Consider the following 15198-nt stretch of genomic DNA (forward strand, 5'->3'; position numbering starts at 1 on the left):
AGGCACCCCCCCATGCAACCGCAAACCCTCACCGGGCAGGCGTCGTTGGTGACGCCCAGCCGCAAGCGTTTTTTCATCATGGTGCTGTTGTTCATCACCGTGGTGATCAACTACCTGGACCGCAGCAACCTGTCGATTGCCGCCCCGGCATTGACCAGTGACCTGGGCATCGACCCGATCCACGTCGGCCTTATTTTCTCCGCGTTCGGCTGGACCTACGCTGCCATGCAGATCCCCGGCGGCTGGCTGGTGGACCGCGTGCCGCCACGGATTCTGTACAGCGTCGCCTTGCTGCTGTGGTCGGTGGCCACGGTGATGCTCGGCTTCGCCGGCAGCTTCATCGCGCTGTTCGTGTTGCGCATGGCGGTCGGTGCCCTGGAAGCGCCGGCCTATCCGATCAACAGCCGCGTGGTCACCACCTGGTTCCCGGAGCGCGAGCGCGCCACGGCCATCGGTTTCTACACATCCGGGCAATTCGTCGGCCTGGCCTTCCTGACGCCGGTGCTGGCCTGGCTGCAGCACGAATTCGGCTGGCACATGGTGTTTGTCGCCACGGGCGCGGTGGGCATTCTGTGGGCGGTGATCTGGTACGCGGTGTATCGCGAGCCTCGGGATTTCAAAGGTGCCAATGACGCGGAAATCGACTTGATCCGCGAGGGCGGCGGGCTGGTGGATATCCAGGCCGAACAGGCCAAGGTCAAAGCCAAATTCAGCTGGACCGACCTGGGTATCGTCCTGACCAAGCGCAAACTCTGGGGCATTTACCTCGGGCAGTTCTGTCTCAATTCGACCCTGTGGTTTTTCCTCACCTGGTTCCCGACCTACCTGGTGAAATATCGCGGTATGGACTTCATCAAGTCCGGCCTGTTGGCATCGCTGCCGTTTCTCGCCGCGTTTATCGGTGTGCTGTGTTCCGGTTTCTTCTCGGACTTTTTGATCCGTCGCGGTTACACGGTTGGTTTCGCACGCAAGTTGCCGATCATCAGCGGCCTGCTGATTTCCACTTCGATCATCGGCGCCAACTTCGTCGAGTCGACGCCATTGGTGATTGCCTTCCTCGCGCTGGCATTCTTCGGCAATGGCCTGGCTTCGATCACCTGGTCGCTGGTATCGACCTTGGCTCCTGCGCGCTTGCTCGGGCTGACCGGCGGGGTGTTCAACTTCATCGGCAACCTGTCGGCGATTGCCACGCCTATCGTGATCGGCTTCCTCGCGACGGGTGATTCTTTTGCCCCGGCAATTACCTACATCTCGGTGCTGGCGTTGATTGGCGCACTGTCCTACATCTTGCTGGTGGGCAAGGTCGAGCGTATCAAGTTGTAGTCGTGGCACGCGGGCGACCATAATGCCGCCCGTTCACTCGCTCAACGGTAAAGGCTGGATATGCAGGAAGACGCCCCAAAAATCGCCAAGGACGCCGCGCCGACCGGCACCCAGACCCTGCTTCGCGGGTTGGGTGTGGTTCACGCCGTGGCCAGCGGCGCCCGGGATCTCAAGGAAATCGCCCGGCTGATCGGTACCACGCGCAGCACCACCCATCGGCTGGCCAGTTGCCTGGTAGACGAGCGTTATCTGCGGGTGGTGCCGCAAGTCGGTTATCTGCTGGGGCCGAAACTGATCGAGTTGGGCTTTCAGGCCCGTGAAGAGTTGCCATTGGTGACCCTGGCCGGGCCGTATCTGGATGAGTTGTCGGCCTTGACCGGCGACACCATTCACCTGGCGATTCGTGAAGGCGACGAAGTGCTGTACCTGCACAAGAATCCGGGGCGCAATGGCCCGGAAATGCGTTCGCGGGTCGGCCATCGCATGCCGTTGGCGCGTACCGGGATCGGCAAGGCGCTGATGCTCGATGATTCGCCGCAAGAGTGGCAGCGCCTGTACGACGTCAGCCTGCCGGTGGGTGGGAAAAACCAGTTCTGGCCTCAGCACCTGGAGCAGTCCTGGGAGCAGTTCGAGCAGCGCATGGTCGAGTACGTAGCTGGCGGTTATGCCTTCGACCTGGAAGACAATGAACCATCGATCCGCTGTGTAGCCGCGCCGATTCGTGATGCCAGCAAACGCATCGTCGCCGGTATCAGCATTGCCAGTACCGTGCCTTACATGCCGCTGGAAAAAATGGCCGAGCTGATTCCCCTGATCAAAGGGGTCACGGCCCGGCTGTCGGCGGAGCTTGGCCTCAAGGTTTAAACCTTGAGGGTCGCCATATCGATGACGAAGCGGTACTTCACGTCACCGGCAATCATGCGGGCGTAAGCCTCGTTGATCTGGCGGATGTCGAGCATTTCGATGTCGCAGGTGATGTTGTGCTCGGCGCAGAAATCCAGCACTTCCTGGGTTTCGGCGATGCCGCCGATCAGCGAGCCGGCGAGCACACGACGCCCCAACACCAGTTTGGCGGCATGCACCGGCGGCTCCACCGGTTCGATCAACCCCACCAGGATATGCACGCCGTCGAAACGTAGCGTATCGAGGTATGGGTTGAGGTCGTGCTGCACCGGAATGGTGTCGAGCAGGAAATCGAAGTGACCGGCGGCGGCCTGCATCTGCGCGTCATCGGTGGACACGATCACGTGGTCCGCACCCTGGCGGCGCGCCTCTTCGGCCTTGCTTGCCGAACGGGTGAACAGCGTCACTTCGGCGCCCATGGCCTTGGCGAACTTGATGCCCATGTGGCCCAGGCCACCCATGCCGAGAATCCCGACCTTGTCACCAGCCTTCACGCCATAGTGCTTGAGCGGCGAGTAGGTGGTGATGCCGGCGCACAGGATCGGCGCGGCGCTGGCCAGGGCCAGTTTCTCAGGGATGCGCACCACGAAATGCTCGCTGACCACGATGCTGTCGGAGTAACCGCCCATGGTGTTGCTACCGTCGACCCGGTCCGGGGTGGCGTAGGTCAGGGTCGGGCCTTCGAGGCAGTATTGCTCCAGGTTGGCCTGGCAGGCTTCGCAGCTGCGGCATGAGTCGACCATGCAGCCGACACCGACCAGATCACCGACTTTGTGTTGGGTGACTTTCGCACCGACGGCGGTCACCTTGCCTACGATTTCGTGGCCAGGCATCAGCGGGTAAACGGCAATGCCCCACTCGTTGCGGGCCTGATGGATGTCGGAATGGCAGACGCCGCAGTAGAGAATCTCGATGGCAACGTCGTCAGGCCTTGGGCTGCGACGTTCGAATTTCACGGGGGCAAGGGGAGTGGTGGCCGACTGGGCGGCGTATCCGATGGCGGTGTACATGGTGAACCTCGCAAAAGCGCTGACGGGTGAGGTGGCGCATTCTGGGCGCCGAACCCTGTACCGGCCATGGCGATTCCTCCGGGTGTCATGCCTATTCCTCCGGCATGCGGGTGCGAGCCGTCGTATTGGGCAGCGGATCTGCGATGATGCTTTCGTCCCTTTTTCCGTGACTTTTTTGTGACTTTTTTTGTGAAGAGCCCCCGATGCTGTTAACCCGTCACCTTGATGCCAATGCCACCCTGGTTTCGCTGATCGAGCCGCTGTCCACTCGCGACGGCTTCGTCCCCACCTCGTTGTCGGGCGTGCAGGTTCTGCGGGCCAGTTGCGATGTGGCCCGTGGGCCGCAGATCTATGAACCGAGCCTGGTGATCATCGCCCAGGGCAGCAAACTGGCGTACCTGGGGCCGCGCACCCTGGAATACGGGGCAGGGCACTATCTGATTCAGGCGCTGCCGGTGCCTTTCGAGTGTGAAACCTTTGCCGCGCCGGACGGGCCAATGCTGGGTGTTTCCGTCGCGATTGATCGGGTGATGCTGGGTGAACTGGTGTTGGCGATGGGCCTGGCACCGGGGCGGCATATTCCGGCGCAAACACCTGAGTCCATGACCTCGGCAGTGCTCGATGACGCCATGCGTGGTTGTGTCGAGCGGCTGCTGCGTTGCCTGCACGATCCGCTGGAATGCCAGATCATGGGGCAAGCGCGCCTGCGCGAGTTGCTGTTCGTCGCCTTGCGCGGTCCGCAAGCCGATGTGTTGCGAGCGCTGGTGGAGCAGCAGGGGCAGTTCGCCCGGATCGCGGCGTCCCTCAGCCATCTGCATGCGCATTTTGCCGAACCGCTGAACGTCGAGACCCTGGCCAGTTGCGCGAACATGAGTGCGTCGACCTTTCACGAGCATTTCAAGCGCAGCACCTTGTTGTCGCCGGTGCAGTATTTGAAGCGATTGCGTCTGCTCAGGGCGCAGCAGTTGTTGCTGGGCGAGGGATTGGGCGTGGCGCAGGTGGCGCATCGGGTCGGGTATCAGAGCACGTCGCAGTTCAGTCGCGAGTACAAGCGGTACTTTGAGCGTAATCCCGGAGACGAGCGCGCAGCCTGATATACCGATAAACCCTGTAGGAGTGAGCCTGCTCGCGATAGCGATTTATCAGCCGACATCGTAGCTGACTGACAGGCCGCTATCGCGAGCAGGCTCGCTCCTACAGGGGGCAGTGTTTTGTCCTGAATTGCACGCAACAAAAAGGCCCCCGTTTCGGGAGCCTTGATGTTCGCGGTTCGGCTTACATGTTCGGGTAAGTCGGGCCGCCGGCACCTTCCGGCGCCACCCAGGTGATGTTCTGTGCAGGGTCCTTGATGTCGCAGGTCTTGCAGTGCACGCAGTTCTGGGCGTTGATCTGGAAGCGCTTCTCGCCGTCTTCCTTGGTGATCACTTCATACACGCCAGCCGGGCAGTAACGCTGTGCCGGCTCATCGTACAGCGGCAGGTTCTTGCTGATCGGGATGCTCGGATCGGCCAGCTTCAGGTGGCACGGTTGCTCTTCTTCGTGGTTGGTACCGGAGATGAACACCGAGCTCAATTTGTCGAAGCTGATCTTGCCGTCCGGTTTCGGGTAGTCGATTTTCTTGCAGTCGGCCGCCAGTTTCAGGCAAGCGTAATCCGGCTTGGTGTCGTGCAGGGTGAACGGCAGTTTGCCGCCGAAGATGTTCTGGTCGAGCCAGTTGAAACCGCCACCGACGATGGCGCCGAACTTGTGGATCGCCGGGCCGAAGTTGCGGCTGGCGAACAGTTCTTCGTAGAGCCAGCTCTTCTTGAACGCGTCCACATAAGTGGTCAGCTCTTCGCTGCTGTCCTTCTCGGCGAACAGCGCGTCAGCCACGGATTCAGCGGCGAGCATGCCGGACTTCATCGCGGTGTGGCTGCCTTTGATCTTGGCGAAGTTCAGGGTGCCGAGGTCGCAACCGATCAGCGCGCCGCCCTTGAACACCATTTTCGGCAGCGAGTTCAGGCCGCCCTTGCAGATGGCACGTGCGCCGTAGCTGATGCGCTTGCCGCCTTCCAGGTACTGAGCAAGCACCGGGTGATGCTTGAGGCGCTGGAACTCGTCGAACGGCGACAGGTAGGTGTTGCTGTAGGACAGGTCGACGATCAGGCCGACAACCACCTGGTTGTTTTCCAGGTGATAGAGGAACGAGCCACCGGTGTTCTCGGTGCCCATGATGTCCATCGGCCAACCGGCGGTGTGCACCACCAGGCCTGGCTGGTGCTTGGCCGGGTCGACTTCCCAGATTTCTTTCAGGCCGATGCCGTAGTGCTGGGCATCAGCGTCAGTGTCCAGGTTGAAGCGCTTGATCAGCTGCTTGCCGATGTGGCCACGGCAACCTTCGGCGAACAGCGTGTACTTGCCACGCAGTTCCATGCCAGGAGTGTACAGGCCTTCCTTCGGGTTGCCTTCGCGGTCAACGCCCAGGTCGCCGGTGATGATCCCGCGCACCACGCCGTTTTCGTCGATCAGCGCTTCCTGAGCGGCGAAACCCGGGTAGATTTCCACGCCCAGGTTCTCGGCCTGCTGGGCCAGCCAGCGGCACAGGTTGCCCAGGGAGATGATGTAGTTGCCTTCGTTGTGCATGGTCTTGGGCACAAAGAAGTCTGGAATTTTTTGCGCGCTTTCAGCGTTCTTCAGAACGAAGATGTCGTCGCGGGTGACGGGGGTGTTCAGCGGCGCGCCGAGTTCTTTCCAGTTCGGGAACAGTTCGTTCAGGGCCCGTGGTTCGAACACGGCGCCGGACAGGATGTGAGCACCGACTTCGGAGCCTTTTTCGACCACGCAGACGCTGATTTCCTTACCGGCTTCAGCGGCCTTCTGCTTCAAGCGGCAGGCGGCGGAAAGACCAGCGGGGCCGGCACCGACGATGACCACGTCGAATTCCATGTATTCGCGTTCCACAGGTTATCTCCTACTCAAGGCTCAACAGTTTTTTTTCTAATTTGGAAGTCGGGTGTCGCATCCATGAATCCCGGCGCAACGCCGGAAGAGGACAATCGATTGACCACCTTTCTCTTTTGGTGGCGCATTATATCTACACCACTCTCAGCGTCCAATACAAACGTTTGTTTGAATTGGCTCAAAGCCAGAGAAATCAAAGTCACGCGCCTTATGAACGGCCATTTTGGCGTATTGACCGGAATAGGCGTTCCGGTCAAGATACGGGCGGTTTTGCGCTCGCCGTAGGCTGACTGTTGGCTTCAAGAGCACCTCTAAAGACAGGGCGATAGCAGTAGAGAGTGATGCGCTGCGCGGGTTTGATACGCAGTTTACACGCCGCGATGTTGAATGACTCGTCAGTCACCACTGACGAACGGTCATCCAGATCATGAGCGATGGTCACTTGACAGCTTTGCCGGCGTTTTTGGAGGTGCCCTTGCGCCCGATGAGCATCAACCGCCAGGTTCGCCTAGGCGACTTTCTTTTCACCGGAGAGTAACGAGGAATCCATGAAGGTTCTTGTAGCTGTCAAACGCGTTGTGGATTACAACGTCAAGGTTCGCGTCAAGGCGGACAATTCCGGCGTCGATCTTGCCAACGTCAAGATGTCGATGAACCCGTTCTGCGAAATCGCCGTGGAAGAAGCCGTACGCCTGAAAGAGAAGGGTGTTGCGACTGAAATCGTCGTCGTCTCCGTAGGCCCGTCCACCGCTCAAGAGCAACTGCGCACCGCGCTGGCTCTGGGTGCCGACCGCGCCATCCTCGTCGAGTCCGCCGAAGATCTGACTTCCCTGGCTGTTGCCAAACTGTTGAAAGCTGTTGTCGACAAGGAACAGCCTCAGCTGGTGATCCTTGGCAAACAGGCCATCGACAGCGACAACAACCAGACTGGCCAGATGCTTGCTGCATTGAGCGGTTACGGTCAGGGCACGTTCGCTTCGAAAGTCGAAATCAGCGGCGACAGCGTAGCTGTTACCCGTGAAGTTGACGGCGGCGCGCAGACAGTTTCCCTGAAACTGCCGGCCATCGTCACCACCGACCTGCGTTTGAACGAGCCGCGCTACGCGTCTCTGCCAAACATCATGAAAGCCAAGAAGAAGCCTCTCGAAGTGCTGACTCCGGATGCTTTGGGCGTTTCCACCGCCTCCACCAACAAGACCGTGAAAGTCGAAGCGCCGGCTGCACGCAGCGCGGGTATCAAGGTCAAGTCGGTGGCTGAACTGGTCGAGAAACTGAAAAACGAAGCGAAGGTAATCTAATCATGACTATCTTGGTAATCGCTGAGCACGACAACAAGGTTGTGGCTCCTGCCACCCTGAACACCGTTGCTGCTGCCGCCAAAATCGGTGGTGACATCCACGTTCTGGTTGCTGGCCAGGGTGTTGGTGCCGTGGCTGAAGCCGCTGCGAAAATCGCTGGTGTGAGCAAAGTGTTGGTAGCTGACAACGCTGCCTACGCGCACCAGCTGCCGGAAAACGTCGCTCCTCTGGTTGCAGCTCTTGCCCAGGAAGCAGGGGCTGCGGGCTACAGCCACATCCTGGCTGCTGCTACTTCCAACGGCAAAAACATCCTGCCGCGCGTTGCCGCTGCCCTGGACGTTGACCAGATCTCCGAGATCATCTCGGTAGAAAGCGCTGACACCTTCAAGCGTCCGATCTACGCCGGTAACGCCATCGCTACCGTTCAGTCGAACGCTGCGGTCAAGGTGATCACCGTGCGTGCAACCGGTTTCGACCCGGTTGCCGCTGAAGGCGGCTCCGCTGCCGTTGAAGCCGTTGCTGCTGCCCACGACGCTGGCATATCCAGCTTCGTTGGCGAAGAACTGGCCAAGTCCGATCGTCCGGAACTGACCGCTGCCAAGATCGTCGTTTCCGGCGGCCGCGGCATGCAGAACGGCGACAACTTCAAACACCTGTACGCCCTGGCCGACAAGCTGGGCGCTGCCGTCGGAGCATCGCGCGCCGCGGTCGACGCAGGTTTTGTTCCCAACGACATGCAGGTCGGTCAGACCGGCAAGATCGTTGCTCCACAGCTGTACATCGCCGTCGGTATCTCCGGCGCGATCCAGCACCTGGCCGGCATGAAAGACTCCAAAGTGATCGTTGCGATCAACAAGGACGAAGAAGCGCCGATCTTCCAGGTGGCCGATTACGGCCTGGTGGCGGACCTGTTCGAAGCCATCCCAGAGCTGGAGAAGCTGGTCTAATCCGGCTGCTTCACTTATAAAGAGCCCGGCCTTTTGGTCGGGCTTTTTTTTTGTGTTTTTTCTGGTGGCATAACCGGGTATGAGTGGAGTGTGTAGCCATGGATCTGCGCTTTGTGTGGAGCTTGCTGGGATTGACGCTATTGCCGGCGCTGTCTGTCGCCGCAGGCAAATGCGAACGCCTGGTGGTCACCGGCAGCCCGGACGCGCCGCCGTACCTGTGGCAAGACCCGCAGAATCCCAAATACTTGATCGGTGCCAGCGCCGATTTGCTGCAGCAAGTGGCGGGGGAGTTGGGGCTCAAGGTCGAACTGCTTTATGCCGGAAAACGCAGCCAGGCCCTGGACGAAGTGGGCAGCGGGCGCATGGACATGCTGGCGGACGCGACGTTGACCGTCAGCGAACTGGAGACGCTGGACTACATCCATCCAGCCTTGCTGGAAAACGACTATCTGGTCTGGACTCGCAAGGACTCGACGCTGGTCTACAACGAAGTGCAGGACCTGCACGGCCATCCCGGTGCCGTGTCGGAAAAGGCCCGATTGACCCCGCAATTCAGCACCTTTGCCGGACAGCAACTGACCCTCACGCACACGTCCAACCTGACCCAGGCCTTTCAGAAACTGCTGTTGGGCGAAGTCGAGTTTGTACTGGCAGGGCGTTACTCGGGCATGGCGACTGTACAGACACTGGGCATGGCCGCTGATCTGGTCGCTCGCTCGCAACCGGTCGACAAGCCTGGCCTGTACCTGGCGATTTCCCATGACTCGGCCTGCAACGATCCGTGGTTGCGCGGACAGTTGGCCAAAAAGATGACAGAATTGCCCGCGTCCGGACTGACGGAAGCCGTGCTGATGCGCAATATCGAGCGCTGGAAATCACAACGCTCACAACCACAGCCAATCCCCCCGCAACAACCCGTCAGTACCCCAAAACAGTAAGGATTTTCAGTGAGTATTCGACTTCTTTTCGCTGCCGTGGCCTTTGCCGCCCTGGCGGGTTGTGCAACCGATCCTGCGCCGAATGAACAGATTCGCCTGACCGAACAGGCACTCGAACAGGCCAAGGCCGTGGGCGCCACGGCAGACGATGTGCCGGAAATGAAACTGGCCGAAGACAAGTTCAACCGCGCCAAGGGCAACATGACCGATCAATCCTTCAAAAACGCACGCATGCGGGCCGAACAGGCCGAACTCGATGCGCGCCTGGCTGAAGCCAAGGTGTTGACGGCCAAGAGCGAGGAACAGTTGAACGTGCTCAACACCCGCATCGCCCGCCTGCGCAAGCAACTGGGAGATGCCGAATGAACCTCCAGAGCAAAGCCCTCGGCGGTTTGATCCTGGCAGGCTGCGCGAGCCTCTTTGGCTGCGCCAGCCAGCACAGCGAGACTGCATTGCAGCAGGCCGGTGCCGACTTTCAGAAGGTCAAGGAAGACTCCAATGTGCTGCGAATCGCCCCCAAGGACGTGATTCGCGCCGGTGAGTCCCTGGCCCGTGCCGATCGCCTGTCCAGCTATTGGGGCAGCGGTTCGGACGTGGTGCATTACGCCTACCTGAGCCAGCGCTATAGCGCCATTGCCCGGGAGCACACCAATCAGGTGCTCAACGAAGAGCAAGCGGCGAAACTCGAACTGGAACGGCAGCGTCTGCAACTGGCACTGCGTGAATCCAAACTGTTCAGCGTGCAGCAGCAAGGCAAATGGCTCGAAGAGCAGATCCTGGCGTTGACCACCAGCCAGACCGACCGCGGGCTGGTAATGACCTTGGGCGACATGCTGTTCGACACGGGCGAAGCGGAATTGAAACCGTCGGCCAACCGTGTGGTGTTGAAGATCGTGCAGTTCTTGCAACTCAACCCCAAGCGTGTGGTGCGGATCGAAGGTTATACGGACAGTACCGGGGGCAAGCAGGAAAACCTCAAGCTGTCCCGCGACCGCGCACAATCGGTGGCTGACGTGCTGATGGACCTGGGCATCGACGACAAGCGCATCCAGGTCGAGGGTTATGGCGACGAGTATCCGGTGGACGCGAATGCGTCGGAACGGGGCCGTGCGCAGAATCGTCGGGTGGAAATTGTGTTTTCCGACGAAAAGGGCCAGCTCGGCGCTGCCCGCTAAGGGTTGCGTCGCTGGAAAGCCCGGCCTGCCATGCAGCGCCGGGTTTTTTTTGCCTGCCGATCACCGCACAAAACAGTACAGATTTTGCTGACACCGCACTGTACGGTCGACTATTGTGGCAACTGTCCCCGTACACTTCTAAACTGTTCCGGTATTGTTTCACACAAGAATAAAATGCCCGTGAAATCGAGTGCTGCGTCATGACCAATCTTTTGCTCTATCAACGTATTGCTCAACAACTGGCCGAAGACATCCGCCGTGGGGTCTATCAGCCGGGAGAGCGCGTGCCTTCGGTGCGCAAGATGAGCTCGCAGCTCAATGTCAGCCATGCGACGGTGTTGCAGGCGTATGCCAATCTCGAAGATCAGGGGCTGATCCGCGCCCGGCCGCAGTCGGGTTACTACGTGCACCAGACGCCGGCACTCACCGCGCCGACGCCGGACATCGCCCGGGTCGAGCGCCCCGGCCTGGTCACCCGCAGCAGCATCATTCAGCAAGTCCTGGTCGAATCCCGTCGTGAAGGTGTCTTTCCGCTGGGCGCTGCGGTGCCGAGTGTCGACTATTTGCCGGTGCGGGCACTGCATCAGCAATTGGCCAAGGTCACCCGTTTCCATAGCCCGCGGGCCTTCAGCTACATGTTCAGCCCCGGTTTCGAACCGTTGCGCCGACAGGTGGCGATCCGCATGCGCGATGCCGGCGTGGTGGTCGATCCGTCGGAAGTGGTGATCACCCACGGCTGCGTCGATGCGCTGCAGATGTCCTTGCGTGTGCTGACCCGTCCGGGCGATCTGATCGCGGCCGAGTCGCCGACCTATTACGGGTTGCTGCAACTGGCCGATCTGTTAGGCCTCAAGGTTATCGAGATCCCCAGCGATCCTGCCACGGGCATGAGCCTGGAAGCCCTGCAACTGGCGGCCAACCAATGGTCGATCAAGGCGTTGGTGTTGACCACCCGTCTGAGCAATCCATTGGGCGGTACCATGCCAGAGGAGCGACAGAAACAATTGCTGCGCCTGGCGTCGGACTTCGATATCCAGATTGTCGAAGACGATATCTACGGTGAGCTGATGTTCGAGCAGGGGCGCACCAAGTCCCTCAAGGCCTACGATCGGCTGGACCGGGTGATCTATTGCTCAAGCTTCTCTAAAACCCTGTCGCCTGGCGTGCGGATCGGCTGGATGATTGCCGGCAAGTATCAGCAGGAGATCCAGCGCTTGCAGACCTTCAGCACGCATTCCGCGTGCAGCGTGACCCAGATGGGCATTGCCGCTTACCTGGAAAATGGCGGGTATGACCGACATTTGCGCTTCATCCGTCAGGAGTACCGGAAAAACCTCAGTGCCTTCCAGCTGGCCGTGCAGCAGTATTTCCCTGAAGGCACGCAGATGACCCGGCCTACCGGCGGCTTCATTCTGTGGGTCAGTCTGCCGGGGCGGGTCAACACGCAAGAGTTGCACGTGCGGGCATTGCAGCAGGGCATCAGTATCGCGCCGGGACTGATCTTCAGTAATACCGAGCAATTCAATCACTGCATCCGGCTCAACTGCGGCATCCCGTGGAACCGTGAAGCCGAGCGCGCATTGATGACCCTGGGCATGCTGGCCACCCAAATCTGCCAGGAGATGGCTGGCGGTTTGTAACGGGCTGCTACTGCGCTTGTCTTGTGGGCTGCAACAGGCGAGCATATGCATCTCTGCCGTTTGCACCCACCGTGGGATACATGAAACCGACTTTTCCTGCCGCCTGGCTTTTGCTCTGCCTGATTGCGAGTATTCAGCCGGCATCCGTCGTGGCCGCTACCGAACAGGATCAGCGGACCACCGGCAGTTTCCATGTCGCACCGATAGAAGCCGCACCTGCGAAAAAAGCCTCGGCGACCAGTAAGCAGGCTGCGCCCGTGAAAAAACATCCGCCCATTGCCTCCAAATCGAAACCGGCCAGCGAGGTGGTAAAGGCCGAGCTTCCATCTGCCAGGCTGGACCTGAGCTTGCCCAAGGATATGGTTCAGGAACTGAAGCCGGTCGGAACGGTGCCGTTGGTCAGGCGCGAGCCGTTGTTACCCCAGATGTTCGGTGACAAAAGCGATAGCAGCCAGTTCCAGCTCAACGGCCGGCTGATCAGCAATGAAATGCAGCTGCAACTGCGAAATGAAGAGCGCCGCGAGGTCGAAGGTGCGGCACTGGATTTCGAGTTCAAGCAGTAACTTCATCCCGATCCGCGAACCGCAGACCAGACGCTTTGTCGGAGACTGCTCGGTCATGCTCGGTTGAGTTGAAAAACCCGCTCGCAGGTAATTTAAAACAACTGTTTTAGCGGGTACTCTGTGCCCCGTCCTTTAACACATCGCTCGTCGCGAGGAGCTTGTCGTCATGAAATGCCGTGAGGGCTGTGGCGCTTGTTGCATAGCCCCTTCCATCAGTTCACCGATTCCCGGTATGCCCAATGGCAAGGCCGCGGGGCAGCGTTGCCTGCAACTTTCCTCCGATAACCTGTGCAGTATTTTCGGCCAGCCGGAACGGCCGGCGGTGTGTTCTGCCTTCGAGGCCGACCCCGAGGTGTGCGGAAGCAGCAGCGAAGAAGCCATTCGGCTGATTGGCTGGTGGGAGCAAATGACGGCGGCGTGATGTGTGGGCTTGCACCTCCGATCACCTCCGAAAAACCTGAAGGTGATCGGAGGTGCAAGCCCAACGAACGGAACTTCAACAATAAGGAATAAAATTATGGGTTCGCTGCATCGTATGGCTGTGCTGTGTGGTTTGACGGTTGTGCTGGCTACCTCGACGGCCCAGGCCGAAGACTGGAAAGTCAAGAAAGACGAAGACGGCATCAAGATCTCCCTGAGTGAAGTGGCCGGCTCCGACTACAAGGCCTATCAGGGCGTCACGCTGATGAAGACCACCATGGCCAAGCTGCGTGCGTTGCAGGAAGACGTGCCTGGAGCCTGCGCCTGGATTCACGAATGCAAAACCCAGAAGCTGCTCAAGCACGAAGGTGACCAGAGCTGGACCTACACTCAGTTCAACACCCCGTGGCCGGTTACTCCCCGAGATTCGGTGTTGCACGTCACCACCATCGAAGGCGCCGATGGCAGCCTGACCCGCAAGCTCGAAGGCGTACCGAAATACATTCCTGAAGAAAAAGGCTTCGTCCGGGTCGCCAAGGTCGACGGTTTCTGGAAGTTCGTACCCAAGGGCGACCAGATCGAAGTGACCTATCAGGTGCACACCGAGCCGGGCGGCAGCGTGCCGTCGATGGTGGCCAACAAGTTCGTGGTGGATGCCCCGTTCAATACCTTGAAAGCCCTCAAGGAACGCGCCGAGAAGTAACTGTGTCGCTCTTTTGAGATGACTTCATAACGCCCCGACTCGATCGGGGCGTTTGCGTTTTTGAACGGTGCGCAGGCTTTAATTTGTTTCCGGATATGCGTTGCACGAAATTTTCACCAAGTCTCCAAGACAATTCGCCGGCTCTCCCGTCACGCGTTGCGTATTGCTGGATGCAGGATGAAAGAGTCGGGATGAGGGTAGTTATCAATGGCAATGCTGCCGTTGATCGTGCAACATTTGCGCACCGCGCAAACCCCCAGGCCTGGTACGGGCCGAAAAGAGGGCAAGGCGCAGCTGTATTTTTGAAACTTCAACTTCCAATGGGTCCTAAAACGACATGGCAATCCCGGACGCCCTGAATCAGCAGCGAGCTTCTAGTCGCCTGCTGCAACCGACCGTCAAATCGCATCTGTCCTACACGCTGTTGTGTGCCCTGGTCATGATGGTCATGTTCAGCCTGCTGCGCGTCGCGCTGCTGGTTTACAACCGCTCGATGATCCTCGACACGCCGGCCTCGACCTTCCTCGAGGCATTCGCCAACGGTCTGCGTTTCGACCTGCGCCTGGTGGTCTATCTCAGCATTCCGTTGCTGCTGGCACTGTTCAGCGCCCGGGCCATGGCGGCACGCGGGCTGTTCCGTCTCTGGCTGACGGTGGTCTCCAGCATTGCGCTGTTCCTGGGCCTGATGGAGATGGACTTCTATCGTGAATTCCACCAACGCCTCAACGGCCTGGTCTTCCAGTACGTCAAGGAAGATCCGAAAACCGTGATGAGCATGCTCTGGTACGGTTTCCCGGTGGTCCGTTACCTGCTGGCATGGGCTGTGGGCACCTGGATCCTGAGCCTGGCATTCAAGGGCGCCGACCGTGCGACCCGTCCTCGTGGCCCGTTCAGTGGCGGCAGCATCGGCACACGCCAGGTTGCGCCGTGGTACGCGCGTATCGCGGTGTTTGTGGTGTGCCTGCTGGTTTGCGTAGTCGCCGCCCGTGGCACCCTGCGTCAGGGCCCGCCGCTGCGTTGGGGTGACGTCTATACCACCGACTCGAATTTCGCCAACCAGTTGGGCCTCAACGGCACGCTGTCGCTGGTAGCCGCAGCCAAGAGCCGGATGTCCGAAGAACGCGACAATATCTGGAAGGCGACCCTGCCACAGCCACAAGCCCAGCAAGTGGTGCGTGACATGCTGGTGCTGCCGGCCGAAAAACTGGTGGATGCCGACACCGCGGCGGTACGTCGCGATTACACCCCGCCAGCCGACAAGACCCTGCCGATCAAGAACGTCGTCGTGATCCTGATGGAAAGCATGGCCGGTCACTCGGTGGGGGCGCTGGGTGGGCC

General features: G+C 59.8%; 15 protein-coding genes. 13 read left to right on the forward strand and 2 right to left on the reverse strand.

Annotation, left to right across the window (positions count from 1 at the left end; all coding sequences use genetic code 11):
* The first annotated feature begins 12 nt into the window (after positions 1-12).
* Together KGA96_RS08195 and KGA96_RS08200 are read left to right on the forward strand one after the other, a co-directional pair.
* Positions 13-1323, forward strand: a complete 1311-nt coding sequence (locus tag KGA96_RS08195) for an MFS transporter (protein ID WP_046037451.1) — start codon at positions 13-15, stop codon at positions 1321-1323.
* 60 nt (positions 1324-1383) lie between these two features.
* The gene (locus KGA96_RS08200) at positions 1384-2187 is read left to right on the forward strand and encodes an IclR family transcriptional regulator (RefSeq protein ID WP_046037450.1); all 804 of its coding nucleotides are present in this window, start codon (positions 1384-1386) and stop codon (positions 2185-2187) included.
* Here the strand turns inward: KGA96_RS08200 and KGA96_RS08205 are convergent.
* Positions 2184-3236 carry an NAD(P)-dependent alcohol dehydrogenase gene (locus KGA96_RS08205; RefSeq protein WP_046037449.1) on the reverse strand — a complete coding sequence of 351 codons (1053 nt, stop codon included), beginning with the start codon at positions 3234-3236 and terminating at the stop codon, positions 2184-2186. The two genes, KGA96_RS08200 and KGA96_RS08205, sit on opposite strands and share 4 nt — an antisense overlap.
* 203 nt (positions 3237-3439) lie before the next feature.
* Here KGA96_RS08205 and KGA96_RS08210 point away from each other — a divergent pair, with 203 nt between their 5' ends.
* A complete protein-coding gene (locus tag KGA96_RS08210; protein ID WP_046037448.1) occupies positions 3440-4330 on the forward strand; it encodes an AraC family transcriptional regulator in 891 nt (296 codons plus the stop codon).
* A 181-nt stretch (positions 4331-4511) separates the two neighbouring features.
* On the opposite strand, the gene KGA96_RS08215 is transcribed toward KGA96_RS08210, so the two are convergent.
* Positions 4512-6176 (reverse strand): electron transfer flavoprotein-ubiquinone oxidoreductase, encoded by a 1665-nt coding sequence (locus KGA96_RS08215; protein ID WP_046037447.1) that lies wholly within the window; start codon positions 6174-6176, stop codon positions 4512-4514.
* Positions 6177-6724: 548 nt separating this feature from the next.
* Here KGA96_RS08215 and KGA96_RS08220 point away from each other — a divergent pair.
* From KGA96_RS08220 to KGA96_RS08265, 10 genes are all read left to right on the forward strand, one after another.
* Positions 6725-7474: an electron transfer flavoprotein subunit beta/FixA family protein gene (locus KGA96_RS08220; protein ID WP_007945693.1), complete on the forward strand. Its 750-nt coding sequence runs from the start codon at positions 6725-6727 to the stop codon at positions 7472-7474.
* Between the two features lie 2 nt (positions 7475-7476).
* A complete protein-coding gene (locus tag KGA96_RS08225; RefSeq protein WP_046037446.1) occupies positions 7477-8421 on the forward strand; it encodes an electron transfer flavoprotein subunit alpha/FixB family protein in 945 nt (314 codons plus the stop codon).
* A 98-nt stretch (positions 8422-8519) separates the two neighbouring features.
* Positions 8520-9359 carry a substrate-binding periplasmic protein gene (locus tag KGA96_RS08230; RefSeq protein ID WP_223512319.1) on the forward strand — a complete coding sequence of 280 codons (840 nt, stop codon included), beginning with the start codon at positions 8520-8522 and terminating at the stop codon, positions 9357-9359.
* A 9-nt stretch (positions 9360-9368) separates the two neighbouring features.
* Positions 9369-9725, forward strand: coding sequence for a DUF4398 domain-containing protein (locus KGA96_RS08235; protein ID WP_046037444.1), 357 nt, complete (start codon positions 9369-9371; stop codon positions 9723-9725).
* Positions 9722-10534, forward strand: coding sequence for an OmpA family protein (locus KGA96_RS08240; RefSeq protein ID WP_223466655.1), 813 nt, complete (start codon positions 9722-9724; stop codon positions 10532-10534). Before KGA96_RS08235 ends, KGA96_RS08240 begins: the two co-directional genes overlap by 4 nt.
* 200 nt (positions 10535-10734) lie before the next feature.
* Positions 10735-12174, forward strand: a complete 1440-nt coding sequence (locus KGA96_RS08245; protein ID WP_046037442.1) for a PLP-dependent aminotransferase family protein — start codon at positions 10735-10737, stop codon at positions 12172-12174.
* Between the two features lie 80 nt (positions 12175-12254).
* Positions 12255-12737 (forward strand): translation initiation factor 2, encoded by a 483-nt coding sequence (locus KGA96_RS08250; RefSeq protein ID WP_223512328.1) that lies wholly within the window; start codon positions 12255-12257, stop codon positions 12735-12737.
* Positions 12738-12903: 166 nt separating this feature from the next.
* Complete coding sequence (locus KGA96_RS08255) at positions 12904-13158, forward strand: YkgJ family cysteine cluster protein (protein ID WP_046037440.1); 255 nt, start codon at positions 12904-12906, stop codon at positions 13156-13158.
* 96 nt (positions 13159-13254) lie between these two features.
* Positions 13255-13860, forward strand: coding sequence for an START domain-containing protein (locus tag KGA96_RS08260; RefSeq protein ID WP_008050362.1), 606 nt, complete (start codon positions 13255-13257; stop codon positions 13858-13860).
* A gap of 337 nt (positions 13861-14197) precedes the next feature.
* Positions 14198-15198: LTA synthase family protein (locus KGA96_RS08265; protein ID WP_411741586.1), on the forward strand; the 1001-nt coding region annotated here is incomplete at its 3' end.

This window comes from Pseudomonas sp. GL-R-26 (assembly GCF_019947365.1).
GTDB lineage: Bacteria > Pseudomonadota > Gammaproteobacteria > Pseudomonadales > Pseudomonadaceae > Aquipseudomonas.